Annotated in this window: 21 protein-coding genes and 1 pseudogene; 16 read left to right on the top strand and 6 right to left on the bottom strand. The window is 73.8% G+C overall.

The annotated features are described in order from the left end of the window. From E1284_RS23135 to E1284_RS23095, 9 genes and pseudogenes are all read left to right on the top strand, one after another. Window positions 1–260 (top strand): annotated as a pseudogene (locus E1284_RS23135) (hypothetical protein); the annotation flags it as partial. A gap of 13 nt (window positions 261–273) precedes the next feature. Beyond that, window positions 274–711, top strand: coding sequence for a phage tail protein (locus tag E1284_RS23130; RefSeq protein ID WP_131942224.1), 438 nt, complete (start codon window positions 274–276; stop codon window positions 709–711). Beyond that, complete coding sequence (locus E1284_RS23125; RefSeq protein WP_131942223.1) at window positions 711–1,421, top strand: CIS tube protein; 711 nt, start codon at window positions 711–713, stop codon at window positions 1,419–1,421. The genes E1284_RS23130 and E1284_RS23125 overlap by 1 nt, the downstream gene beginning before the upstream one ends. Before the next feature lie 9 nt (window positions 1,422–1,430). Then, window positions 1,431–3,266 carry a VgrG-related protein gene (locus E1284_RS23120; protein ID WP_131942222.1) on the top strand — a complete coding sequence of 612 codons (1,836 nt, stop codon included), beginning with the start codon at window positions 1,431–1,433 and terminating at the stop codon, window positions 3,264–3,266. Between the two features lie 9 nt (window positions 3,267–3,275). Then, window positions 3,276–3,734 carry a GPW/gp25 family protein gene (locus E1284_RS23115; RefSeq protein WP_131942221.1) on the top strand — a complete coding sequence of 153 codons (459 nt, stop codon included), beginning with the start codon at window positions 3,276–3,278 and terminating at the stop codon, window positions 3,732–3,734. After that, on the top strand, window positions 3,734–5,686 hold the full coding sequence (locus tag E1284_RS23110) for a putative baseplate assembly protein (protein WP_131942220.1): 1,953 nt from the start codon (window positions 3,734–3,736) through the stop codon (window positions 5,684–5,686). The genes E1284_RS23115 and E1284_RS23110 overlap by 1 nt, the downstream gene beginning before the upstream one ends. Window positions 5,687–5,714: 28 nt before the next feature. Next, the gene (locus tag E1284_RS23105; protein ID WP_131942219.1) at window positions 5,715–6,269 is read left to right on the top strand and encodes a phage tail protein; all 555 of its coding nucleotides are present in this window, start codon (window positions 5,715–5,717) and stop codon (window positions 6,267–6,269) included. Continuing rightward, window positions 6,266–7,405 (top strand): discoidin domain-containing protein, encoded by a 1,140-nt coding sequence (locus tag E1284_RS23100; RefSeq protein WP_131942218.1) that lies wholly within the window; start codon window positions 6,266–6,268, stop codon window positions 7,403–7,405. The genes E1284_RS23105 and E1284_RS23100 overlap by 4 nt, the downstream gene beginning before the upstream one ends. 97 nt (window positions 7,406–7,502) lie before the next feature. Beyond that, complete coding sequence (locus E1284_RS23095) at window positions 7,503–9,806, top strand: AfsR/SARP family transcriptional regulator (RefSeq protein ID WP_131942217.1); 2,304 nt, start codon at window positions 7,503–7,505, stop codon at window positions 9,804–9,806. Between the two features lie 18 nt (window positions 9,807–9,824). Here E1284_RS23095 and E1284_RS23090 read toward each other — a convergent pair whose 3' ends face one another. Next, complete coding sequence (locus E1284_RS23090) at window positions 9,825–10,328, bottom strand: esterase/lipase family protein (RefSeq protein WP_207923908.1); 504 nt, start codon at window positions 10,326–10,328, stop codon at window positions 9,825–9,827. A gap of 199 nt (window positions 10,329–10,527) precedes the next feature. On the opposite strand from E1284_RS23090, the gene E1284_RS23085 reads away from it, so the two are divergent. Next, on the top strand, window positions 10,528–11,670 hold the full coding sequence (locus E1284_RS23085) for an RNA-guided endonuclease InsQ/TnpB family protein (RefSeq protein WP_243714683.1): 1,143 nt from the start codon (window positions 10,528–10,530) through the stop codon (window positions 11,668–11,670). A 101-nt stretch (window positions 11,671–11,771) separates the two neighbouring features. Here E1284_RS23085 and E1284_RS23080 read toward each other — a convergent pair whose 3' ends face one another. Further along, a complete protein-coding gene (locus E1284_RS23080; RefSeq protein ID WP_131942216.1) occupies window positions 11,772–13,493 on the bottom strand; it encodes a carbohydrate-binding protein in 1,722 nt (573 codons plus the stop codon). A 185-nt stretch (window positions 13,494–13,678) separates the two neighbouring features. Here E1284_RS23080 and E1284_RS23075 point away from each other — a divergent pair, with 185 nt between their 5' ends. Beyond that, window positions 13,679–14,695 (top strand): LacI family DNA-binding transcriptional regulator, encoded by a 1,017-nt coding sequence (locus E1284_RS23075; RefSeq protein WP_131942215.1) that lies wholly within the window; start codon window positions 13,679–13,681, stop codon window positions 14,693–14,695. 125 nt (window positions 14,696–14,820) lie between these two features. Then, window positions 14,821–15,594 carry an IclR family transcriptional regulator gene (locus E1284_RS23070; RefSeq protein WP_131942214.1) on the top strand — a complete coding sequence of 258 codons (774 nt, stop codon included), beginning with the start codon at window positions 14,821–14,823 and terminating at the stop codon, window positions 15,592–15,594. A gap of 17 nt (window positions 15,595–15,611) precedes the next feature. Here the strand turns inward: E1284_RS23070 and E1284_RS23065 are convergent, their stop codons facing one another. Then, window positions 15,612–16,256: a TetR/AcrR family transcriptional regulator gene (locus E1284_RS23065; RefSeq protein ID WP_207923906.1), complete on the bottom strand. Its 645-nt coding sequence runs from the start codon at window positions 16,254–16,256 to the stop codon at window positions 15,612–15,614. A 164-nt stretch (window positions 16,257–16,420) separates the two neighbouring features. Between E1284_RS23065 and E1284_RS23060 the strand changes: the two genes are divergently transcribed. The 3 genes from E1284_RS23060 to E1284_RS23050 are packed head-to-tail and all read left to right on the top strand — an operon-like array spanning window position 16,421 to window position 19,760. Continuing rightward, window positions 16,421–17,965 (top strand): bifunctional 3-(3-hydroxy-phenyl)propionate/3-hydroxycinnamic acid hydroxylase, encoded by a 1,545-nt coding sequence (locus tag E1284_RS23060; protein WP_131942212.1) that lies wholly within the window; start codon window positions 16,421–16,423, stop codon window positions 17,963–17,965. Between the two features lie 29 nt (window positions 17,966–17,994). After that, window positions 17,995–18,912 carry a VOC family protein gene (locus E1284_RS23055; protein ID WP_131942211.1) on the top strand — a complete coding sequence of 306 codons (918 nt, stop codon included), beginning with the start codon at window positions 17,995–17,997 and terminating at the stop codon, window positions 18,910–18,912. Next, window positions 18,912–19,760: an alpha/beta fold hydrolase gene (locus E1284_RS23050; protein WP_131942210.1), complete on the top strand. Its 849-nt coding sequence runs from the start codon at window positions 18,912–18,914 to the stop codon at window positions 19,758–19,760. Before E1284_RS23055 ends, E1284_RS23050 begins: the two co-directional genes overlap by 1 nt. Window positions 19,761–19,842: 82 nt before the next feature. On the opposite strand, the gene E1284_RS23045 is transcribed toward E1284_RS23050, so the two are convergent. After that, a complete protein-coding gene (locus tag E1284_RS23045) occupies window positions 19,843–20,250 on the bottom strand; it encodes a MerR family transcriptional regulator (protein WP_131942209.1) in 408 nt (135 codons plus the stop codon). A 49-nt stretch (window positions 20,251–20,299) separates the two neighbouring features. Between E1284_RS23045 and E1284_RS23040 the strand changes: the two genes are divergently transcribed. Further along, window positions 20,300–21,184, top strand: coding sequence for an NAD(P)-dependent oxidoreductase (locus tag E1284_RS23040; protein ID WP_131942208.1), 885 nt, complete (start codon window positions 20,300–20,302; stop codon window positions 21,182–21,184). Between the two features lie 24 nt (window positions 21,185–21,208). Here E1284_RS23040 and E1284_RS23035 read toward each other — a convergent pair whose 3' ends face one another. Together E1284_RS23035 and E1284_RS23030 are read right to left on the bottom strand one after the other, a co-directional pair. Next, a complete protein-coding gene (locus E1284_RS23035; protein ID WP_131942207.1) occupies window positions 21,209–21,481 on the bottom strand; it encodes a hypothetical protein in 273 nt (90 codons plus the stop codon). A 10-nt stretch (window positions 21,482–21,491) separates the two neighbouring features. Next, a partial coding sequence (locus tag E1284_RS23030) for an alpha/beta hydrolase family protein (RefSeq protein WP_131942206.1) occupies window positions 21,492–23,605 on the bottom strand: 2,114 nt, incomplete at its 5' end.

The following is a 23,605-nucleotide window of genomic DNA, read 5'->3' as shown; positions in this document are numbered from 1 at the left end:
GGGCGGGCGCATCCGCGCCACGGAACGAGGTGAGGCCGCGTGCGGCCGTGGTTCCGAGCGTGCAGCGGGCCGCCGGCCCGGGGCGGAGCAAGCCGGAGAAGGCGGCCGGGCAGCGGGGGGCGGTTGTCGATCAGCAGCGGAGTGACGGGGAGCTCGATGAGCTGGCGCGGCGGCTGGTGGGGCCGCTGGCGCGGCTGCTGCGGGCGGAGTTGCGGATGGACAGGGAGCGAGTCGGGCGGTTGAGGGACCGGCGTTGGTGAGAGGAGTTTCGGGATGACCACCACCAAGGACCCGGCGTCGTCGCTGTTCTTCCGGTTGACGGTCTCGGGGGTGAGCTTCGGTGCGTTCAACGGGTGCGACGGGCTGGCGGCGCAGGTCGATGTGGAGCAGTTCGAGGAGGGCGGCAACAACGGGTTCGTGTGGCAGCTGCCGACGCGGGTCCGGCATTCGAACGTGCGGTTGACGCGGCCGGTCACGGCCGACACGGCGAAGGTGGCGACCTGGATCTCGTCCGTGGCCACCGGGATCGAGCGGGCCGATGTGCAGATCGACGTGCTGCGCGCGGACGGCTCGCTGATCGCCAGCTGGGGGCTGCGGGAGGCGATCCCCGTCACCTGGACGGGGCCGACGCTCGACCCCGAGCAGGCGGCGGTGGCGACCGAGGTACTGGAGATCGCGCATCACGGGTTCACCGCGTCCGGGGGTGCGTGATGGCGCCCAAGACGATGCACGGACGGGTCGGGGCCACCCTGAACGTCCACTTTCCGCCGTCGGGCGACTCGGTCCAGCCGGGCGGGCTGAAGAAGCGGATCAAGCTGCAGTTCAACCCGAACTCCCTCGACCTGTCCGGGTCGTCGACCTGGAAGTACACGCCGACGCCGGCCGAGCGGGCGGGCGGGAAGCAGGAGTTCACCGGGCCGAACCCGCGCAGCCTGAACCTGGAGGTCTTCCTCGACTGCTCGGACGAGCCCGGCTCCAGCGATGTGCGCGAGGCGGTGGACGCGCTGTTCCAGTGCCTGGAGGTGGAGCCGTCCAGCCGTCCGCTGCGGTCGTCGCCGCCGTGGGTGCGGTTCGAGTGGGGAACGTTCCGGACGGTCGGCTTCGTCGCCTACATGCGGGACGTCAGCGCGTCCTACACGCTGTTCGCGTCCAACGGAGAGCCGGTCCGGGCGACGTGCCGGTTGAGCCTGGAGGAGATCCCGCAGCAGACGCCGGGGCAGAACCCGACGTCGGGCGCGCTGACGGCGCGGCGTGTGCACCGGGTGGTGGCGGGGGACTCGCTTCAGGCGCTGGCGTGGCGCGAGTACGGCGACGCGACCGCGTGGCGGCCGATCGCCGAGTTGAACGGCATCGACGACCCGATGCGGCTCCGGCCGGGGCGGGAGCTGCTGCTGCCCGCCCCCGAAGAGATCGACGCATAGGGGGACCGGATGTCCGCGGGGACTCATACGAACCTGGTCGCGGTGAAGGTGGACGGCCGTCCGCTGCCGCCGACCGTCAAGCCGCTCCTGGTCGAGGCGTGGGTGGACACCAGCGTGAACGTGCCCGCCGCGTTCCAGCTGACGTTCCGCGATCCGCACCGCCGGGTGGTGCCGCTGCTGAACGCGCGGATCGGCGCCGAGGTGGAACTGCGCGCGTACGCGGCCGGACGGGACGGCGGCAAGCCCATCTTCACCGGCGAGGTCACGGCGCTGGAGGCCGACTTCGACGCCACCGGCAAGTACACCGTGCTGCGCGGCCACGATCCGTCGCACCGGCTGCTGCGCAACCGGCGGGTCGCCGGGTACGTCAACCAGACCGCGTCCGACATCGCGCGCAGGCTCGCGGCGCGGAACGGCCTCAAGGTCGGGAAGATCGACTCGACCAAGGTCGTGTACGAGCAGATCTCGCAGGCCAACGTCACCGACTGGGAGTTCCTGGCGCGGCTGGCCCGCGAGAACGACGTCGAGATGTACTGCGACGACGCGGGCGAGTTCCGGTTCGTCGAGCCGAAGCCCGCGTCGGGTGCGCCCGGCGCCGGGGCGAAGGCGGCGCAGAACCACTATGTCCTGGAGTTCGGCGTCAACCTGCTGCGCTGCCGCACCGGGATCACGGCGTCCGACCAGGTGCAGGAGGCGTCCGCGCGCGGCTGGGACATGACCGCCAAGCGCACCCTGACCGCCCGGAAGTCGGCCGCGCGCAGCCCGGAGCTGGCGATCGGGTCGACGCCGGGGCAGGCCGCGTCGGCGTTCGGGAAGGCCACGCTGACCGAGACCGAGATCCCGTACGACAGCCAGCGCGAGGTGACGGGCGCCGCCGACGGGCTCGCGGCGGACGTGAGTTCGGCATTCGCCGAGCTGGAGGCGCTCGTGCGCGGCGACCCCAGGCTGCGGCCCGGCCTGCCGGTGGCGCTGAACGGGGTCGGCAGGCCGTTCGAGGGCAAGTACACCGTCACCGCCGTCCGGCACATGTTCTCCGGCGGAGAGCGGTACGAGTGCCTGGTCACGGTGAGCGGTGAGCAGCACCGGTCGCTGTTCGGGCTGGCGTCCGGCGGCGGCTCGGCCGCGCCCGCGCCGCGGCTGCCCGGCGTGGCGATCGCGATCGTCACCGACGTCAAGGACCCGCGCCGCCTCGGCCGGGTGAAGCTCCGGTTCCCCTGGCTGGACGAGGAGTACGTCAGCGACTGGACGCGCGTCATGCAGTTCGGCGGCCGGCGCGGCGGAAGCCTGATCATGCCCGAGGTGAACGACGAGGTGCTCGTCGCGTTCGACCGGGGAGCGCTCGACCACCCGTACGTGATCGGCGGCCTCTACAACGGCATCGACCGGCTGCCGACCTACCAGCGGATGCCGGTGGTCGGTGCCGGCGGCAAGATCAACTGGCGGGCGCTGGCGTCCCGCACCGGGAACCGGCTGGAGCTGCGGGACGCGCCCGGCCGCAGGGGCGTCACGCTCGCCACCGGCGACGACCGGATGACGATCGAGATGAACCAGACCGGCACCCGGCTCTCGGTCGACAGCAAGGGCGTCGTCACCATCACCGGCGCGACGGCGGTGCAGGTGCGGGCCGGGACGAACCTGGCGCTGAACGCGGGCGGCGCCGTCAGCATCAGCGCGGGCGGCTCGGTGAACATCAGCGCGGGCGGCGCGGTCAACACCAGCGCGGCGGGCGTGCTCAACCTCAGCGCCGGAGGCGTGCTGACGGCCAAGGCGGCCGGCGCGGTCACCGTCGCGGGCGTCAGCGTCGCGCTGACCGGCATCACCACGACCAACGGCAGACCGTTCTAGGAGAGGGCTATGGGGGAGCAGTTCACCGGCTCCGGCTGGGGCTTCCCGATGCGGGTCAACGCGTCGGGCGGGATCGCCCTGGTCTCCGGGGAGAACGAGATCGAGGAGGCGATGCGGCTCGTGCTGGCGACCGCGCCGGGCGAGCGGCCCTACCGGCCCGAGTTCGGCTGCGCCGTGCACGACCTGGTGTTCGCCCCGGTCAACGACGAGACCATCGGGCGGATCGGCTACGAGGTGCGGGCCAGCCTGGACCGCTGGGAACCGCGCGTGGAGGTGCACGACGTGGCGGTCACGGCGGTGCCGGGCACGCGCGGGCTGCTGCACATCGACGTCCGGTACGAGATCCTCGGCACCAACAACCCCCGCAACCTGGTGTTCCCGTTCTACGTCATCCCCGAGGGCGAGGACGGCGCCGACGACGGCCCTGCGGACGGCTTGGAGGCCGACAACGCGGAAGGGGCCGCCTGATGGCACTGCCCTCGCCCAACCTCGACGACCGGCGCTTCCAGCAGTTCGTCGACGACGCCAAGCGCTACGTCCAGCGGCGCTGCCCGGAGTGGACGGACCACAACGTGTCCGACCCGGGCGTGACGCTGATCGAGACCGTCGCGCACATGGCCGACCAGCTGGTCTACCGGCTCAACCGGGTCCCCGACCGCAGCTACCTGGCGTTCCTCGACCTGCTCGACTTCACCCTGCTGCCGCCGTCCACGGCCCGCGCGGCGGTCACGTTCTGGCTGTCGGCGGCGCAGGACGAGCAGGTGGTGCTGCCCGCCGCGACGGAGGTCGCGACCCGCCGCACCGAGCACGAGGAGGCGGTGGTCTTCACCACCGAGCACGAGCTGGTGATACCGCCGTGCGAGCTGGAGCGCCTCACCGTCCAGCCGGAGGGCCGCGCGCCCGCCGACCACACCTCCGACGTCCTGGACGGTACGGACGTCGCGTGCTTCACCGAGTCCCCCCGGCCCGGCGACACGCTGCTGTTCGGCCTGTCGGCAGCGGTCCCGTCGTGCGCGGTCGTCCTCGACCTGGACAGCCGGGTCGACGGCGTCGGCGTCGACCCCCGGCAGCCGCCGCTGCGCTGGGAGGCGTGGACGCCGGACGGCTGGCGCGCCTGCGAGGTCGAGTCGGACGGGACGGGCGGGCTCAACCGGCCGGGCGAGGTCGTGCTGCACGTCCCGTCCGGGCACGCCCGGTCGCGGGTCGGCGCGCACGAGGCCGCCTGGCTGCGCTGCGTGGTGACGGAGGCCGCCCCCGGGCAGCCGTTCTACTCGGTGTCGCCGACCGTCCGAGCGGCCGAGGCGTACACGATCGGCGGGACGACCGGCGCCGTGCACGCCGAGGCGGTGCACGACGAGATGCTCGGCGAGTCCGAGGGCGTCCCCGGCCAGCGCTTCGCCACCGCGCACGCGCCGATCGTCGCGGGCGACCCGGCGCTGGTCCTGGAGGCGTCGGACGGCGAGGGCTGGCAGAGCTGGGAGCCGGTCGAGCACTTCGCCGCCTCCGGCCCGGACGACCGGCACTTCCGTCTCGACGCCGCCACCGGCGACATCGCGTTCGGCCCGGCGGTGCGGTCCCCGGACGGCGGGATCAGGCAGTACGGGGCCGTCCCGCCGAAGGGCGCGCTGCTGCGCGCGGTCCGCTACCGGACGGGCGGCGGCCGCGCCGGGAACGTGGCGCGCGGTGCGCTGAGCGTGCTGCGCAGCTCCGTCCCGTACGTGTCCCGGGTGGAGAACCGGGATGCGGCGGTCGGCGGCGTCGACGGCGAGACCCTGGAGGAGGCCAAGCGGCGTGCGCCGATCGCGCTGCGCGCCCAGGACCGCGCCGTCACCGCCCGCGACTACGAGGAGCTGGCCCGCCGCGCCGCGCCGGAGACCGCCCGCATCCGCTGCCTGCCGGTGGACGAGGCGGGGCCGGGCGCGGTCCGCGTGCTGGTCGTGCCGCAGGCGGTGCCGGACCCGGCCGGGCGGCTCCGCTTCGAGCAGCTCGTCCCCGGCGACGACCTGCTGCGGCGCGTCACCCGCTACCTGGACGACCGGCGCCCGCTCGGCGTCCGGCTGGCCGTCGGCCCGCCGTTCTACCAGGGCGTCACGGTCGTCGCGACGGTGCACTGCTACGCCGCCGCGAACGCCGAGGCGGTGCGCGGCGCCGCGCTCGACGCGCTGCACGGCTACGTCGACCCGCTCACCGGCGGCGGCGAAGGGCGCGGCTGGCCGTTCGGGCGGCCGCTCCAGGCGGGCGAGATCTTCGCGGTGCTGCAGCGCGTCCCGGGCGTCGAGCTGGTGGACGAGGTCCGGCTGCACGCCGCCGACCCGCTGACCGGCAAGCGCGGCGACGCCGTCGACCGCATCGACCTGTCCGCGGCCGCGCTGTTCTTCTCCTACGACCACAAGGTCCGCGTGCTGGGCGGCGCCGAATGACCGGGTGCGCAGTGATCGGGTGTGCGCGGTGAGGGGGGCGGTCGACGGGCTGCGCGGGCCCGATTCGCTCGGCGGGCTGCTCCCCGCCATCTACGCCGAGGACGAGTTCGCGCAGCGCTTCGTCGCCGGGCTCGACGACCTGCTCGGGCCGTTCGCCGGGACGCTCGACTCGGTGGAGGCGTACTTCAGCCCGGCCCTCGCCCCGGCCGACTTCGTCGTGTGGCTGGCCGGCTGGGTCGGCGCGGAGCTGCGCGGCGACGAGCCGGAGCAGCGGGCCAGGACGGCGGTGGCGTCCGCCGCCGCGCTGCACCGGCTGCGTGGCACCCGGCGCGGGCTGGCCGCCGCCGTACGGCTCGCATTCGGCGTCGAACCTGAGATCATCGAGAGCGGCGGCGCGGCGTGGTCGGAGCGGCCGCTGGGGGTGTTCCCGGGCGAACCGGTACCGCGCCTGGAGGTGTTCCTGCGCGTGCCCGACCCCGCGGCCGTGGACCTGCGGCGGCTCGACGACGTGGTCGCCGCCGCGCGGCCCGCGCATCTGCCCTACACCCTGCGGATCCTTCCCCTGGAAGAAGAAGGTTCATGAGCGGAACCGAGATTTGCGACGACTGCGGCGCGCACGGCCAGTCCGGCGCGTTCTGCGACGTGTGCGGCGCGGTGCTGGACTGGCGCGACCGCACACCGGCGCCCGGCCCGTCCCTCCACCCGCACGGCGACGAGGCGACCACCGAGCCGCTCCCGGACGCCGCCCCGCCCGCCGACCGGACCGCTCCCCCGATGGACGCCGCCGGCGCGGCGCCGCCGTCCGAGGACGAGGAGAGGGCACGGCGGCTGCTCGTCCCGGTGCCACCGCGGGAGCGCTCCCACGATGCTCCGCCCGCCGTGACGCCGGTGCTGCCGGGACGTCCCGAGGAGGCGCGTCCGCAGGTCAGGACGGTCACCGAGCCCGAACCCCTGGACCTTGCCGGCGGCGTCGTCTGCCCGTGGTGCGACACCGCCAACCCGCGCGGCAGGCGCTTCTGCCGCCAGTGCGCGATGAGCCTCGCCGAGCTGGACCGCGCCGGGTCGCGCGCCAAGCGGCCCTGGTGGAAGTTCTACGCGGAGCCCGACCGGGAGCAGCCGTGGGCGGGCGACCGGCCCCGGCTGCGGCGCGGGATGTCCCGGCTCGTCGTCGTGGTCCCGGTCGCCGTGCTGACGCTCGGGCTGGGCGTGTTCTCGGTGGCGAACGCCGGTACGGCCGTGAACGGCGTGATCGACCACTTCGCCAAGCGGGTGTCGGTCTCGCCGAGCCAGGCCAAGGCGTCGCACTCCCAGGCGGGCAACGGCCCGGACAAGGCGTTCGACGGGTTCGCCGACTCCTACTGGGGCGTCGGCTACAGCGGCGCCGCCCACGGCCAGTGGATCGAGGCGGGCTTCGCCCAGCCGCGCCGCCTGCTCAACGTCGTCATCACGCCGGGGATCTCGCGGCGGCTGGACACCCAGCGCACGCAGGGCCGTCCGCAGACCCTGGAGGCGACCGTCTTCTCGTCGGACGGCAAGAGCCGCACGCGGGAACTCCAGTTCGACGACGCCGTCGGGCCGCAGAAGTTCAAACTGCGCGGCGAGGACGTCGTGCGGGTGCGGTTCACGATCCGCGCGTCCTACGGCACCGTCCGCAAGGACCAGCAGGTCGCCATCGCCGAGATCGAGTTCTTCGGCCGCTCCGTCGCCCGCACGCTGTGAACCGCCAACCCGAAGGTCGAGAATTGGTCTACATGTGGTCACCCTCGGGCAGGGAATTCGTGGTCCATGCAGCCGTCCAGCTGTCCCGGGCCCGGTAGTGGACGCCCGAGGTGAGGCGGCCCGGCCCGTCGACCGCTGGGCGCGCCGGATCGGCGCGGGGTCCGGCGCGTCCGGGGGCGGCGCATCCAGGGGCAGGGCGTCCTTCGACGCGGTGGCCGTGCACGGCGCGGTGTCGCCGCCCGCGCCGCGGCTGAGCCTGCTCGGCCCGCCGCAGGTGCGGCGGGACCAGGTCGTCCTGCCGCTGGGGCCGCCCCTCCAGCAGGCGATGCTGGTGATGCTCGCGCTCTCCCGGGGCGCGTCCGTCGGCTCGGTTGAGCTGATCGACGGGATGTGGGGGCGGGACCATCCGCCCACCGCCGCCCGCGCCCTGCGCAACTACGCCAACCGGCTCCGCAACCTGCTGGAGCCGGGCCGCGGCGCGCGCGTCCCGTCCCGGCTGCTGCACACGGCGGGCGACGGCTACCGCCTCGAACTCGAGCCGGTCCGGGTGGACGTCGTCGAGTTCGAGGACCTGGTCGCGCTCGCCGACAAGCGCCGCCGCGAGCGCGACGGCGCCGCCGCCCGCGCCGTCCTCGACCGGGCACTCGGGCTGTGGCGGGGCGCGCCCCTCGCGGGCGTCCCCGGCCCGTTCGCCGAGCGGCAGCGGGCCCGGCTGACCGATCTGCGCGCGGACGCGCTGGCGCAGCGGTCCGCGCTGGACATCGAGCTGGGCGACCACGCGTCCGCCATCGACGGGCTGACCGAGTTAGTCGCCGAGCGCCCGCTGTGGGAGCGGCCCCGCGCCCTGCTGATGCGCGCCCTGCACGCCACCGGCCGGACCGCCGACGCGCTCGACCTGTACGCCCGGACGCGCGGCCTGCTGGCCGAGGAGCTCGGCACCGACCCGGGCACCGAGATCGTCCGGACCCACCTGGAGATCCTGCGCAACCCGGCCGAGCCCGCCCGCCACGCCCCGGTGCCCGCGCAGCTGCCCGGCTCCGTCGCCGACTTCACCGGACGGGCCGCCGAGGTGCGGCAGGTGATCGAGATCCTCTCCGCCGGGAACCCGACCGCCGTCCGCGTCGCCGCCGTGTCCGGCCTCGCGGGCGTCGGCAAGACGGCGCTCGCCCTGCACGCCGCCCACGCCGTGCGGAGCCGGTTCCCCGACGGGCAGCTCTACGCGGACCTGCGCGGGACGGGAACCGACCCGGCCGACCCCGCCACCGTCCTCGCCGGTTTCCTGGAGGCCCTGGGCGTGCCGGCCGTCCCGGGCCCGCTGGAGGAGCGCGCCGCGCTCTACCGCACGACGCTCGCGTCCCGCCGCGTGCTCGTCCTGCTCGACGACGCCGACGACCTCGCGCAGGTCCTCCCGCTGCTGCCCGGCGAACCCGGCTGCGCGGTGCTGGTCACCGGACGGCGGGTGCTCGCCGGGCTGCCCGGATCGGGCGCGCTGCACCTGCCGGTGCTGACCCCGGACGAGGCCGTGTCGATGCTGGCCCGGATCTGCGGACGCCAGGCCACCGAACGCGACCCGCGGTCGGCGCGGCGGCTGGTGGCGGCCTGCGGGTACCTGCCGCTGGCGGTGCGCGTCGCGGCGACGCGGCTGCGGAGCCGGCCCGCCTGGACGCTGCACGACCTCGCCGACCGGCTCGCCGCCGGGCACCGCCGCCTCGACTGGCTCAGCCTGGGCGACGTCGGCGTGGCCGAGGCGCTGGAGCCGAGCCACGGCCGCCTCACCGCCGCGCAGGCGCGCGGACTCCGGCTGCTGGCCGTCCCGGACACCGCCGACTTCGGCGTCCCGGCCGCCGCCGCGCTCCTCGACCTGCCCGAGTGCCGGGCCGAGGAGCTGTGCGAGTCGCTCGCCGACGCCGCACTGCTGGAGACGGGCCGCGCCGGCCGCTACCGGCTCCACGACCTGGTGCGGCTGTTCGCCCGCGCGAAGCTGGCCGACCGCCCGGAGGCCGCCGCCGAGCGCGACGCGGCGCTCGCCCGCCTGGTCGACCACCAGACCGCGGTCGCCGCCGAGGCCCGCCGGCTGCTCACCCCGCACGCCCTCCCCGGCCGCTTCTCCGGCGGGGCGCCCTCGCCCGTCCCGCTCGGCTCCGCCGCGGCGGCCCGCGCCTGGCTGGCCGCCGAGCGGCCCGGCCTGTTCGCGCTGATCCGCCAGGCCGGTTCGGAGGCCGCCGTCCGGCTGCTGCTCCTGCTCAGCGACGCCGTCCACCTGCCGGGGCCGTACCAGGAGGAGGCGGCCGAGGTCGCGCGCCTGATGCTGGTGAACGACCTGGACGAACCGACCCGGCTGCGCGCCCGCGCCCTCCTCGGCGGCCCGCTGCTGACGGACTTCCAAACGGCCGAGAACTGACCGTCGAGAACCGACGGGTCAGATGTTCGGGCCGTAGGCGGTGCACTGCGGCGTGAACCCGGGCTCGTCGGGGCCGAGGGCGTTGAGGACGATCTGCGCGACTGGCCCGTCGAACCACAGCCCGGAGTGGCCCACCGGGTCGTCCGGGCACAGGTCCTGCAGCAGGATGTTCGTAGAGTCGCCGCCGTGCAGGAACGAGTTCGTCAGCGGGGTGACCGTGGTGTCGTGCGCCGTCGCGATCGTCAGGTAGCGGACGCCGGGCACCGTGTCCCCGTCGGCGAACAGTGCGTTCTGGAAGTCGGAGCCGTCCTCCTGCTGCGGGTACGCGGGCGCCCCGACGAAGCGGAACGCGTCGTTCACCAGCCCGAGCACCTGCAGCGATCGGGCGAGGTTCACCAGGCCGCCCATGGTGGTCCCGTGGTTGGTCGGCGCGAGCCCGATCATGGTGCGCACCTTCGCGGCGCCCCCGAGCCGCTTGATGTAGTAGTTCGGCATCATCCCGCCCTGGGAGTTGCCGATCACGTCGACCCGCGCGCCTCCGGACCGGCTGTGTAGAGCACGAGGAACTGGAAGCGGGTGTTCAGCGGGCTTCTAGCGAGGAACCCCGGTCCTTCAGGGCCGGGAGGAATCGCTTCCCTCGTACGCGGAGCCTCTGCGGCGCCCCGTTTCGGCCCCGGACACCCCAGAGTTTGTAATGGTATAGTCACAGACTGTAAAATTGGTGGTGCAGGTCAAGCTCCTGCCGACGCCCGAGCAGGCGTCGGCACTGGCTGACACTCTGCATCGGGTCAACACCGCCGCCGACCACGTGGCGGCCATGGCCTTCGAGGAGTTCGGGCTGCGCTGCCGTGAACTGCCCCTGCGAAGGCTCTGCTACGGCGACCTCAAAGCCGGCGGGCTCGGGGCCCAGGCCGCCCAGCACGTGATCAAACGGGTCGTGGACGCCTACACCACCCTCCGGGCCAACATCCGTAACGGCAACCTCGGCGGCCCGGCATCCGCACGGCGCCGCAAGGTCGAGTCCAAACCCATCGCCTTCCGCCCGGACGCCGCGCACACCTTCGACGACCGCAACCTGTCGTGGCAACTGGACGCGGGCACCGTCAGCATCTGGACCACGGCGGGGCGGTGCAAGAACCTCACGTTCGCCTGCTCACCCGACCAGGCCGAGATGCTGGCCGACCACCGCAAGGGCGAATCCGATCTCGTGCACCGGGACGGCAAGTGGTTCCTGCTCGCCACCTGCGACGTTCCTGAACCCCAGGTGTTCGAGCCGGTCGACTGGGTGGGGGTGGACCGCGGCATCGTCAACCTGGCCACCACCTCCGACGGCGACAACCACCAGGGCCGCCGCCTTTCCCGGTACCGGCGGGGGCAGGCCCGCAAACGCGCCGAACTCCAAGCCGCCCGCACCCGGTCGGCCGCCCGGCTGCTGAAGAAGCGGGCCCGCCGCGAGGCCCGGCACGTCAACCACACGATCGCCAAACAGGTCGTCGCCGTCGCGGCACGCACCGAACGCGGCATCGCACTCGAAGACCTGAGTGGGATCCGCGCACGGGTCACGGTTCCACGCGACCAGCGGGCACGCCTGTCCTCCTGGCCCTTCCACCAACTCGGCGCCTTCATCGCCTACAAGGCACGCCGCACCGGGGTGCCGTTCATCGAAGTGGATGCGGCCTACACCTCCCAGCGCTGCCCGCGCTGCGGCCACACCGCCAGGAACAACCGTCCCTCACGGGACCACTTCCAATGTCGCTGGTGCGGTCTCGCTGGGCCCGCCGACGTCGTCGCCGGGGTCAACGTGCGCGACCGCGCACGCTCGGCGTGGGTATTCGTCAACATGCCCCAACCCGCCCCCGGATAGCCCGGGAGCGGGTGGATGCGACCCGTGACCGCCCCGCCGTAACGGGCAGTCGGGAGCGCAAACAAAGCCCCCCAAGGACCGAACGAGCAAGCCCGGTCCCTTCAGGCCGAGTAGTTGACCTCTATGTAGTCGAGTTCGGCGTAGCCGGTGCCGCCCTGGAAGTACGGCGATCCCTTCGCCAGCCGGATCACGCTGTACCCGGCGGGCAGAGTGACGGTCGTCGACACGGTCGAGCCGAACCGGCCCCAGCCGCCGGTGGGCGGGTAGCTGATCGTCGACCACGCGCCGCCGTTGTAGGCGATGCCCTGCGTCGCCGTCGCCCCGGTGCCGTTGGCGTAGCCGATCGTCATGGTGTACGTCCGGGCGGACGGGACGTTCACGATGAAGTCGACGTAGCTGTCGGTGCGCGGGTCGCCCGTGTTGTCGATCCGGCCGACGTACCCGCCGTTCGAGGCGCTCCCGGAGGAGAGCCGCTCGGCCCGGAACACCGCGGCGTTCTCGGCCTCGTACCGGTGCTGGTAGGCGGGCGCGCCGCCGGCCGGCTCGATGGCCAGGTGGTAGGCGGAGCTCGCGTCCATGCCGGAGACCGGGACGGAGATCTCGCCGTTGTTCACGGTGTACGTCCTGTCCCACACGGCTGCCGGGCCCGCGACCGCCGTGTGCCGTCCCGAGTACGGCGTCGACTCGAGCCGCACCCGGACGGACGGGCCGAGCGCGTTCAGCCCGGTGACCCGGACGGTGTTGGTCCCGGACGCATGCCCGGCGACCACGTTCACGATCTTGCGGGTGCCGTCGTAGGAGGCGAAGCCGTCCAGCCCGGTCTGCGCGGGGGGCGTCGTGACGACCATGGACCCGGCCATGTCGCCGTACCACTTGTACAGCCAGTACGTGCCGGTGGGGCGGCCGTCGGTGACGAGCCCGTTGAGCGTCCCGTACTCGTACCAGAACGCGCGGTCGGCCGAGTCGACGCCGCCGCGTTCGAGCTTGGCGATGAAGCTCGCCGCCGTGCCCGGACGGTCCACGGCGTCGGTGCCCGCGTACTCGTTGACGGCGATGCGGCGCGGGCTGATCCCGAGCGACCTCTCCAGCGCCCGGTAGGCGGCGATGTCGGCGGCGATCCCGGACGGATCCTGTGCCAGCTCATGCCAGCAGACGACATCGGGCAGCACGTTGTTGTCCCGGGCGTAGGTCAGGAACGACCGCATGTAGCCGGCGTTGTACCAGCTCAAGCTCGGCCCGATGATCGGCGTGACCGGGTCCTTGGCGCGTACCCGGCGGAAGGTGCGGGCCCAGCCAGCGTTGAAGCCGCCCGCCGCCGCGGTGTTCCAGGTCCAGTCCGGCTCGTTCCAGAGCTCGTAGCCCTCGATGTTGGTGACGGCGGTCCTGGCGAGCCGGGCGTTCACCTGGGCGTCGACCTTGCCGAGCCAGTCGTCCCAGCTCACCCACCTGTAGGGGAAGTCCGGGTAGATGTCGGGCATCCGGACGATCACGGACGCGCCGACCCTGTCGGCCTGCGGGGCGACCAGCAGGGCGTCGCCGGCGGGCGGCTGGCCGTTCGGCGCCTGCCGGACGCCGGGCGCGGGCTGGGTGACCGTGCGCAGGTGCAGCGGGTAGAGCAGCGCGTTGGCGGGCCGGTCGCCCTCGATCAGTCCGTAGAGGCCGCCGGCGGCGACATGGGTGACGGGGCGGAACGGCGCCGCGACGTTCACCACGAGCGTGGCTCCGTCGGCGTGCGCGGGGGTGGCGGGGACGGCCGTCTGGAGCGCGGTGATCGCGCTCACGGCGAGTCCGGCGGCGAGGAACGTCCGGCGTCTGGAACTCATGGATCACCTCGGAGGGCGGCGGCGGGCGGGGAGCGTGCGGGGGTGCGTGCGGTGAGCCCGGCAGCCGCGGCGACCAAGCTCCGAAAAGGTTTTCGGGAGGACGGTAAGAACGCCCGCGCCGGGTTGTCAAGGGGTCGTTTCCGTCACGCGCCGCTTACAATGCTCAAAGCCCGGAAAGGTTTTCGGTGACCAGACGTCCATCCGCACCCGTGACCCTCACCGAGGTGGCCCGGCGCGCCGGGGTGTCGGTGGCGACGGCCTCCAAGGCGCTCAACGCGCGCCCGGACGTCGCCCCGCAGACCCGCACCCGCGTCCTCGCGGTCGCCGAGGAGCTGTCCTTCCAGCCCAACGCGCTCGCCCGCGGCCTGCTGTCCGGCAGCAGCCGGACGGTCGGCCTGCTCACCGACGAGCTCGCCGGACGCTTCGCGATCCCGGTCCTGCTGGGCGTCGAGAACGCGCTCGGCGACGGCGAGATGTCGGTGCTGCTGTGCGACGCGCGCGGCGACGCCGTCCGGCGGCGGCAGCACATCCGGACGCTGCTGGCCCGGCAGGTCGACGGGCTGATCGTCCTCGGCGACCGCAACGACGTCCGCGCGTCGCTCGCCGGGGACATCCCCGTTCCGGTCGTGTACGCCTACGGGCAGTCCGACGACCCCGGCGACCTGTCCGTCGTCGCCGACGACGTGGGGGGCGCGCGCCTCGCCGCCGAGCACCTCCTCGCCCTCGGCCGCCGCCGGATCGCGCACATCACCGGCGAGGAGGGCTACCGGGCCGCGCGGGACCGGGCGGCCGGGCTGCTGGCCGTGCTGGACGCCGCGGGCCTGCCCCTCGCGGGCGGCCGCCCGTCCTACGGCGCCTGGTCCCAGCGCTGGGGACGGCAGGCGACCCGCATGCTCCTCGCCGCCGACCCCGGGGTGGACGCGCTGTTCTGCGGCAGCGACCAGATCGCGTACGGGGCCATCGACGCGCTGCACGACCTCGGCCGCCGGGTCCCGGACGACGTCGCCGTCATCGGCTACGACAACTGGGAGATCTTCGCGACCGAGAGCCGCCCGCCGCTCAGCACCGTCGACCTCGACCTCGAGCGGCTCGGCGCCACCGCCGCCCGCCACCTGATCGCGGCGCTGGAGGGCGAGCGGCGGACCGGCGTCGTCCGCCACCCCGGCCGCCTCGTCGTCCGCGACTCGACCGCGCCCGGCTGATCACGCCCCGAGCGGCGGGCCGTCAGGCCCCGCGGAGGCTCCGGCACGGGCGGCGGGGACGTACCCTTGCCGTGAGTTTCGCAGGCCAGAAGGGTCATTCTGGTGCGCAGAACGGGGGCCGCCGCGTGGACAAGCCGCTGAAGACTCCGCCGCCGTACGCCGTGGCGAGCGTGGACAACGCGCTGCGGATCGCCGCGATGCTCCAGTTGGAAGGGCCGATGACCGTCACGGAGGTGGCCGGGCGGCTCGGGGTCGCGGGCTCGACCGCGCACCGGCTGCTGGCGATGCTCGTCTACCGCGACTTCGCCGTCCAGGACGCGGACCGCTCCTACCGCGTCGGCCCTGTCCTGGAGCTGGCCGCGCACTCCCAGTCGGCCGCGTCCCGGCTGCGCGCCGCCGCGCTGCCGCACCTGCGCCGGCTGGTCGACCTGCTCGACGAGTCGGCCAACCTGACCGTCCGCACCGGCCGGACCGCCCGGTTCATCGCGAGCGTCGAGTCGTCGCAGGCGCTGCGGGTCGGCTCCCGCGAGGGCATGGTCTTCCCCGCGCACCGCACCACCGGCGGCCTCCTCCTGCTCGCCGAGCTGCCGCCGGACGAGCTGGACGCCCTGTACGCCGGGCAGCGGAAGGACGAGTCCGCCGCCGCCCGGCCCGACCCGGCCGAGTTGCGGGCGGAGCTGGACCGGGTCCGCCGCAACGGCTTCGTGGTCAACGACGGCCGCTCCGAGCGCGGCCTCGTCGCGGTCGGCGTCCCGGTCCGCGACCCGGACGGGACGGCGGTCGCCGGCCTCTCGGTCTCCATGCCGAGCATCCGCTACGGCAGGGAGGACCTGCCGCGGCTGGTCGTCACCCTCAAGGGCGCGGCGACCGCCCTCGAACAGAGCCTCCGGGCGGATTGACCGCAGGCCACCGCAGGTCACCGCCCGCGCAGCGCGGCCACCCGCGCCTCGCCGAGCGCCGCCATGGCCTCGGCGAGCAGTGTCATCTGCGCGGCGAGGTCGCGGGCCGGGTCGGCCTGCGTCGCGACGAAGGCGCCGTCGAACCCGGCGATGCCGAAGTACTCCAGTTCGTCCGCGACGGCCTGCGCGATCTCCGCGCCCTCCGCGGCGAAGGACGCCGCGATCATCTTGTTCATGTGCACGCGCCCGTCGTGGCGCACCCGCTCGATGATGGCGTCCACCTCGGCCTCGGCGGCCTCCGCGCTCATGATCAGGATCAGGTGCAGGCGCAGGAAGTCGGGGCGCGCCGCGAAGACCTCGCCGGTGCGCAGCAGGAACCACGTCAGCCGCTCGCGGGGGGTGCCGCCCCCGGGCCCGCCGGCCTGCGCGTCCCGCATCGCGGCGAAGAACTCGTAGGCGCCGCGCGCCATGACCGCCGACAGCAGCCCGGCCTTCGACTGGAAGTGGTGGTAGACCGCGCTCTTCGGGAGACCGGTCTCGCGGCTCAGCACCGACAGGGAGGTGGCGGCGTAGCCGCGCTCCGCCATGACCCGTGAGGCGACGTCCAGGATCTCTTCCCGGGACCTGCGGCCACGGCGGTTGCCGTTCTTCTCGTCCGCCACGCGTTGAAGCATAGATGTCCGCGTCGACACGCCCGCCACCTGCGGTTCTGTCCTGCGGAAAAGCGTGGACGCCCGCCCGCGCGCGTGTGAAGGTGGTCACGATCGTACCGAACGATCGGTACAAAACTTAGACTTGTCGATTCGGACCGCCCTTCGGAGCCCGCATGATCCAGCATTTCGACGCCGACGTCGCGATCGTCGGCTACGGCCCCACCGGGGTGACCGCCGCGCTCACCCTGGCGAAGCACGGCGCGTCGGTCGTCGCGCTCGAACGGGACCGCGACATCTACCCGCGCGCCCGCGCCGTCACCGTCAACGACTGGACGATGCGGATCTTCCAGAGCCTCGGCATCGACGAGCGGATCACCCGGGTGATCGAGCCGCAGCGGGCGCTGCGCTGGGTGACCTACGACGGCACCGAGATCATGCGGGTCGAGCACCCGCCGTCCGCGCTCGGCGCGAAGCCCCGCTTCTATAACATCTACCAACCGGCCATGGAGACCGAGCTCCGCGCCTGTGCCGCCGAGTACGGCGACCTGATCGACGTCCGCTACGGAGTCGAGGTGACCGGGCTGGAGCAGGACGCCGGCGGCGTCACGGTGACGGCCGCCGACGCCGCGACGGGCGAGACGCGCACCGTCCGCGCCCGCTACGTGATCGGCGCCGACGGCGGCGGCAGCGCCACCCGCGCCATGATCGGGTCCGAGCTGCTCGGCGACACCCTGGACGTGCAGTGGATCGTCATCGACTGCCGCGTCAAGCGCTGGTGGCCCGACCGCGACTTCCTCACGTTCTGGTCGGACAAGCAGCGCCCCGTGGTCGACATCGCGCTCTCCGCGGGCAACCACCGCTGGGAGATCCCGCTCAAAGCTCACGAGACCGAGGCGGACTTCGCGTCCGAGGACGACGTCTGGCCGCTGCTCAAGGCGATGGGCGTCAGCACCGACGACGTCTCGATCCACCAGTGGGCCTTCTACCGCCACCACACCCGGATGGCCGAGACGTGGCGCGCGGGACGGGTCTTCCTCGCCGGGGACGCCGCCCACCTCATGCCGCCGTGGGCCGGAGCCGGGATGCAGACCGGCATGCGGGACGCCCACAACCTCGGCTGGAAGCTCGCCCGCGTCCTCAAGGGCGACCTCGATGAGGGCTGGCTCGACACCTACGAGGCCGAGCGCCGCCCGAACGCGGCCTTCTACACCGGGCTGGCCGTCCAGCTCGGCCGCGTCATCAAGCAGGAGGCGACCCCGGCCGAGATCGAGGAGATGAACCGGGTCCCGGAGAACACGGTCACCCCGTTCGAGCCGCCGCTGATCGCGCCGCCCGTCCTCGACACGGGCTGGCTGCGCGGCCCGGTCGGGGACGCCAGCATCGTCGGACGCATGGTCCCGCAGCCCATCGCGGGCGACACGACCGGGCGGATGGCGCGCCTGGACGACCTGCTCGGCGACGGCTTCGTCCTGCTCGGCGCCGACACCGACCCGGCGGTGCTCCTCACGCCCGAGGAGAAGGCCGCGTGGGACGCGCTCGGCGCCCGTTACCTCGCGATCCGTCCCAAGACCGCCTACACGCAGGGCCCGGACGAACTGGTCGACCTCGACGAGGTCCTGCTGCCGTGGCTGGCCCGGTACGGCGTCCGCGCCGTCGCGGTGCGTCCCGACAGGTTCGTCGCCGCGGCCGACGCCTCCGGCCTGGCCGTGCCCGCCTAGAGCCCGCCTGAAGAGAAGGAGCGATCACCATGACGGGAGTCAAGGAACTCGCCTACGTCGTCTACGAGGCGAGCAGCCTCGCCGACTGGGAGCACTTCGCCGTCGACCTGCTGGGCATGCAGCTCGCGGACAAGAGCGCCGACGCCGTCGCCTTCCGGACCGATGCGAAGGCGTACCGCTGGCTCGTCCGGCAGGGCCCGGCCGACGACCTCGCGGCCAGCGGCTACGAGGTCGAGAGCGGCGCGGCCCTGGACGAGATCGCCGCCCGGCTGAAGGCCGCCGGTGTCGAGGCCGCCGAGGGCGACGCCGCCCTCGCCGCGTCCCGCAAGGTCGACCGCACCCTGGTCACCACCGACCCGATGGGCAACCGCGTCGAGCTCGTCACCGGCTTCGCCGACGCCGCCGCCCCGTTCCACTCCGACGTGCTGCTCGGCGAGTTCGTCACCGGCAGCGGAGGCGCGGGCCACCAGGTGCTGCTCTCCAAGGGCGTCGCCCGCGCGACCTACCTGGCCTTCTACGAGGAGCTCCTCGGCTTCCGGATCTCCGACACCATCGTCGAGGAGCTGGCGCCCGGCGTCGTCGCCGACCTGATCTTCCTGCGCTGCAACCCGCGCCACCACTCCGTGGCGTTCGGGGACATGCCGCACCCGAAGAAGACCCACCACTTCATGGTCGAGGTCACCGACATCCGCGACGTCGGCACCGCCTACGACCGCTGCATGGACGCCGGGCAGCCGTTCGAGATGACCCTCGGCATGCACCCGAACGACCACATGTTCAGCTTCTACGTCCAGACGCCGTCCGGCTTCAGCGTGGAGTACGGCTGGGGCGGCCTGCTCGTCGACGACGAGACCTGGCAGGTCGAGACCCTGGACAGGCTGCACAGCTGGGGCCACCGCCCGCCCGGGGCCGTCGCCGCCCTGCTCGCCGGAAAGGACGCCCGCTGATGCCGCCGACCCAGGCCGAGACGGCCCGCACGGTCACGACCAGGGACTGGAAGCTCCGCTACTACGAGGCGGGCGACGGGCACCCGGTCGTCCTCCTGCACGGCAGCGGCCCCGGCGCCACCGGCTGGAGCAACTTCTCCGCCAACATCGGGGCGCTCGCCGAGCACTTCCACGTGTACGCCGTCGACATGCCCGGCTGGGGCGACTCGGACGCGGCGACCGTCGACCGCCTCGACCACGTCGACGCCGCGGTCCAGTTCCTGGACGCGCTCGGCATCGAGAAGGCCGCGTTCGTCGGCAACTCGATGGGCGGGCAGACGTCCCTCCGCCTCGCCACCGAGCACCCGGACCGGATCACCCACCTGGTCACCATGGGCCCGCCGGTCGGGCGGACCCCCGGCCTCTTCGCCCCCGGCGGCGGCCCGTCCGAGGGCCTGAGGGTCCTCATCGAGACCTACCGGGAGCCGACCCCCGAGAACATGCGCCGCCTCGTCGAGATCATGTGCTTCGACAAGGCCGCCTTCGCCACCCCGGAGCTGTGCCAGGCCCGCTCGGACGCGGCTCTCGCCCGTCCCGAGCACCTGCGCAACTACGTCGAGGGCCTGCCGAAGGGGGCACCGCTGCCGACTTGGGTCAAGCCCGAGCTCCTCCCGGCCATCCAGGTTCCGACCCTGCTCATCCACGGCCGCGACGACCGCGTGGTGCCCTTCGAGAACTCCCTCTACCTGCTGGCGAACATCCCCGACAGCCGCCTGGTCCTCCTCAACCGCTGCGGCCACTGGGCGATGATCGAGCACGCCGACGAGTTCAACCGCCTGGTCACCGGCTTCCTCCGCAACACCCCGTAGACACCCTCGCGTGCGTCATGGTGGGGCCGCGGCCCGCCCCGGGTGGCCGCGGGCCTGGGGCCGGTCGCGGTCCTCGTGCTTTTCAGGCGGGGACGGCGGCCTCGCAGCCGTTGTCGAAGGGCGGGTAGTTCTGGTCGGAGGATCGTTCGGCCGCGGCTATGTAGTCGGTCAGGGCGTCGCGGGAGCGGGCGAGCTGGTTCATCTGCTCGTCCAGGCGCCGCAGCCGTGACCGCATCGCGGTGAGGAGTTCGGGGCAGCCGAGCAGTTCCGGGACCTCGCCGACCGCGCAGGGCAGCAGGTAGGCGATGTCCCCGGAGGACAGGCCGGCGCCGAGCAGGTGCCGGATCTGCCTCACCCGCAGCACGGCGCCCTCGTCGTACTCGCGGTAGCCGTTCGCGCGGCGGTCCGCCGGCAGCAGGCCGCGGGCCTCGTAGTAGCGCAACTGGTGGGCGTTGACGCCCGTCCGCCGGCTCAATTCCCCGATTCGCACCCGGACCTCACTTGACTCTCACACCGGTCTCAACGTTGACGATGCTGCCATGGACAGCAGAAGCGATACACATGTGACGGTCATCGGCCTCGGGCTCATGGGCCGGGCACTGGCCGGCGCCTTCTTGAAGGCCGGCCACCCCACCACCGTGTGGAACCGAACGGCCGCCAAAGCCGACCAGCTGGTGGCCGAGGGCGCGCACCTGGCGCCCTCGGTGGGCGACGCGGTCAAGGCGGGCTCCCTGACGATCGTCTGCCTCACCGACTACCGGGCCGTGCGGGAGTTGCTCGACGCTGACGGTGTCGACCTGGACGGCGCGGCGCTGGTCAACCTGACCTCGGGCGACTCGGCCGAGGCCCGGCAGGCGGCCGGCTGGGCCGCACGGCGCGGCGCCCGCTACCTGGACGGCGCCATCATGGCCGTCCCCCCGGTGATCGGGACGGCGGAGGCGGTGATCCTGCACAGCGGACCGCGGCAAGACTTCGAGGCGCACCGGTCAGTGCTCGAAGTGCTCGGCACCGTCACCCATCTCGGCGCCGACCCCGGATTGGCGTCCCTGTACGACGTGGCCGGTCTGGCCATGATGTGGAGCGTCCTGAACGCCTGGCTCCAGGGCACCGCGCTGGTCAGGACGGCCGGCGTCGACGCGGCGACGTACGCGCCCTTCGCGCGGACGATCGCGGAGGGCGTGGCCGGATGGCTGCCCGGATACGCCGACCAGGTCGATGGCGGCTCCTTCCCGGCCGAGGTGTCGGCCCTGGAGACCGACGCGGCGGCGATGACCCATCTGATCAAGGAGAGCGAGGCGGCGGGGGTCAACGCCGAGCTGCCGAAGCTGTTCAAGGCGATGGCCGACCGCGCGATCGCCGCCGGACACGGCGCGGAGCAGTATCCCGTGCTCATCGAGGAGTTCGGCCGCCCGGCCCGCGACTGACCGACGGGGGCCGTGCTCTCCGGTTCAGCCGCCCGAGGCGCGGGAAGGCGGTGCGGTGGTGCGGGCGGCTGATTCGGACAGGGCGCGGAGGCGGGTTGCTGCTTGGGACAGGTCGGCGGCGGCGACTGCGGCGGCGGTTATGTGGGCACTGGCTGCGGCGGCGAACCAGGATGGGGTCGCCGGGTCGTCCTGGAGGCGTCGTGTCAGGGCGCGCAGGCGCTCCGTGGCGCGTTCGACGGCCTCGGCGTCGGTGAGCAGCAGGGCGGCGGTGTCGGCGACCGAGCGGCGGGCGGGCAAAGGCGGACTCCTAGGCGGGGAAGACGGGGGTGCCCGCGTCGCGCCGGAGCATCAGGTGCGGGCTGCTGAGGCAGAGCATCGGACGGGCGCCGTCGAGGCCGAGGGCGCGCAGCCGGTCGGCCAGGGGATGGTCGCCGGCGGGGTGCAGGCGGGCTCGAGGCGCGAGGTGCAGGCGGGACGGTCCATGGGTGTGGACGAGCGAACGCAGCGTGGCGCCCGCGAGCGCGGAGTAGAGCACCAGGTCGCCGGAGTGCGCCGGGCTGCTCGCGCCCAGTGATCCGGCGAAGGTCAGGATGCGGTCGTGCGGGGTGTCGATGGTGACGGCGGCGCTCCGGGCGGCCAGGCGGAGGCGGGTGGGGGCGGTGAAGGCGTCGTCGCTCCACAGGTTGCGGTGGGCGGCGCCGGCGGCGGGAGTGCTCAGCGCGGTCGCGAGCGTCCACAGGCCGGCGCCGCGCAGGTGCGGGCGGTGCAGCAGGTCCAGCCAGACCCCGACCGGACGGGGGCACCACGGGTCGTGGACCAGCACGCCGAGGGAGATCTCATGGTGCGGGCCGAGCGTGCTCTCGCGGTGGTCGTGGACGTGGAGCGCGACCAGTGACCGTCCGCCGGCGCGGACCGGGACGGCGCCGTCGGCATCGCCGAGCACGGCCGCGGCCGCGGCGGCGTCGGTCGCGAACCACGCCGTGAGGGTCGCCGCGTCCGAGGTGCGCGCGGGCAGTTCCACCGGGCCGTCGGGAGTGGGCGCGGCGCGGGAGGCGACCGTGAGGAACGGGAAGCCCGCCGGTCGCCGCGCGTCGTCGTAGAGCTGGTAGAGCCGGCGCCGGACGACGGGGCCGGTGTAGGGCGCGAGCTGCCGTTCGATGTGCGCGCGGGCCTCGGGGAGGGCGTGCTCGATGTCTGCGGCGTAGTGCTCCAGGCTGTGGCAGGCGGGGAACAGGTGCGTCGGATCGGTGTAGTCCACGACGTACCGGCCGGGCCGCTCCGCGAAGCAGTTCCCGGCGCCCTGCCCGTCCAGGCTGGGGATGATGTCGTGCTGGTTGGTGACGCTGGCGACCCAGGTGGCGGGGTCCGCGGGCTCCTTGAAGTCGATCGGGGAGCCGATCGCGATGACGTGGGTGAGGCGGTAGCGCGCGTTGAGCGCGGCGTCCCGGCTCAGGCTCATGACCGCCGCGCCGCCGGCGCTGTGGCCGATCATGGCGAGGTCGGCGCCGGCCGGGATCCGGTGGTCGGCGAGGGCCTTGGCGAGGGAGCGGCTGTAGGGGCCGCTGTCCTGGACGGTGCTGCTGAACGCGCCGAGCAGGTCGGCGGGCGAGGCGTCGTCGGGGACGCCCATCCGCATCCCGGGTGCCAGCAGGACGTACCGCTCGACCCCGTCGGGACCGCGCACGGTGAGCACCAGCGCGCGGCCGGTCGGCCCGATCGCGCGCAGGTCGCCGAGCAGGCCGAGCAGCGACGCCTCCCGGCAGAACCGCGCCGCCTCCCGCGGGGACGGCTCGGTGCGCACGGCGGCGCCGAAGCCGCGGTCCAGGCGCGCGATGGCGCGGTTGCTCAGCCCGGTCAGCGGGTCGGCGGTCGCGGCGCCCATGCCGGTGGCGATGAGCCAGGCGGTGCGGTCGTTCAGCGGGTTGCGGTCGAGCAGCGCGCGCAGCGCGAGGACCTCGCTGAACACGGGCGACACGGCGGTCAGCGCGCCCGCCGCCCCGCGCTTCCCGACGAGGTCGCGCAGTGCCCCGGCCATGCCCGCCCGGCCTTCGCCGGCCGCCTCGATCAGGCGGCTGACCAGCGGATCGCCGGTGAGCGCGGGGTCGGTGCGGGCGACCGCGGCGATCCGCAGCCGCAGCGACGTGGTCATGACCGCGACCGGCAGGCTGGACGTGCCCGCCAGGCCGCCGATCTTCGCGCCGAGGACGCCGAGCACGCCGCCCGACGGGGCCCAGCCGAGCCCGGCCGGGTCGGTGATCGCGCGGACCAGCGCCCGCTGCGCACGCCACCCCTCCCGCGGCGCGCGGCACGCGGCGGCGGCGACCTGCGGATCGCCGAGCGCCGCCGTGGCGTGCGCGGACGCCTCGCGAAGCGCGTGCGCGATCTCGGCCAGCTCCCGCGCGGCGGCGCTCGGCGATCCGC

Source organism: Actinomadura bangladeshensis (genome assembly GCF_004348335.1).
In the GTDB taxonomy this organism is placed as follows: Bacteria; Actinomycetota; Actinomycetes; order Streptosporangiales; family Streptosporangiaceae; genus Spirillospora; species Spirillospora bangladeshensis.
This window is presented reverse-complemented; position numbering and strand designations above follow the sequence as displayed.

Excerpts from the sequence above, each read along its gene's own strand:
- E1284_RS23115 (WP_131942221.1), top strand. The coding sequence starts at position 3,276 with ATGGGGGAGCAGTTCACCGGCTCCGGCTGGGGCTTCCCGATGCGGGTC.
- E1284_RS23110 (WP_131942220.1), top strand. The coding sequence starts at position 3,734 with ATGGCACTGCCCTCGCCCAACCTCGACGACCGGCGCTTCCAGCAGTTC.
- E1284_RS23060 (WP_131942212.1), top strand. The coding sequence starts at position 16,421 with ATGATCCAGCATTTCGACGCCGACGTCGCGATCGTCGGCTACGGCCCC.
- E1284_RS23130 (WP_131942224.1), top strand. The coding sequence starts at position 274 with ATGACCACCACCAAGGACCCGGCGTCGTCGCTGTTCTTCCGGTTGACG.
- E1284_RS23125 (WP_131942223.1), top strand. The coding sequence starts at position 711 with ATGGCGCCCAAGACGATGCACGGACGGGTCGGGGCCACCCTGAACGTC.
- E1284_RS23040 (WP_131942208.1), top strand. The coding sequence starts at position 20,300 with ATGGACAGCAGAAGCGATACACATGTGACGGTCATCGGCCTCGGGCTC.
- E1284_RS23120 (WP_131942222.1), top strand. The coding sequence starts at position 1,431 with ATGTCCGCGGGGACTCATACGAACCTGGTCGCGGTGAAGGTGGACGGC.
- E1284_RS23080 (WP_131942216.1), bottom strand. The coding sequence starts at position 13,493 with ATGAGTTCCAGACGCCGGACGTTCCTCGCCGCCGGACTCGCCGTGAGC.
- E1284_RS23055 (WP_131942211.1), top strand. The coding sequence starts at position 17,995 with ATGACGGGAGTCAAGGAACTCGCCTACGTCGTCTACGAGGCGAGCAGC.
- E1284_RS23050 (WP_131942210.1), top strand. The coding sequence starts at position 18,912 with ATGCCGCCGACCCAGGCCGAGACGGCCCGCACGGTCACGACCAGGGAC.
- E1284_RS23100 (WP_131942218.1), top strand. The coding sequence starts at position 6,266 with ATGAGCGGAACCGAGATTTGCGACGACTGCGGCGCGCACGGCCAGTCC.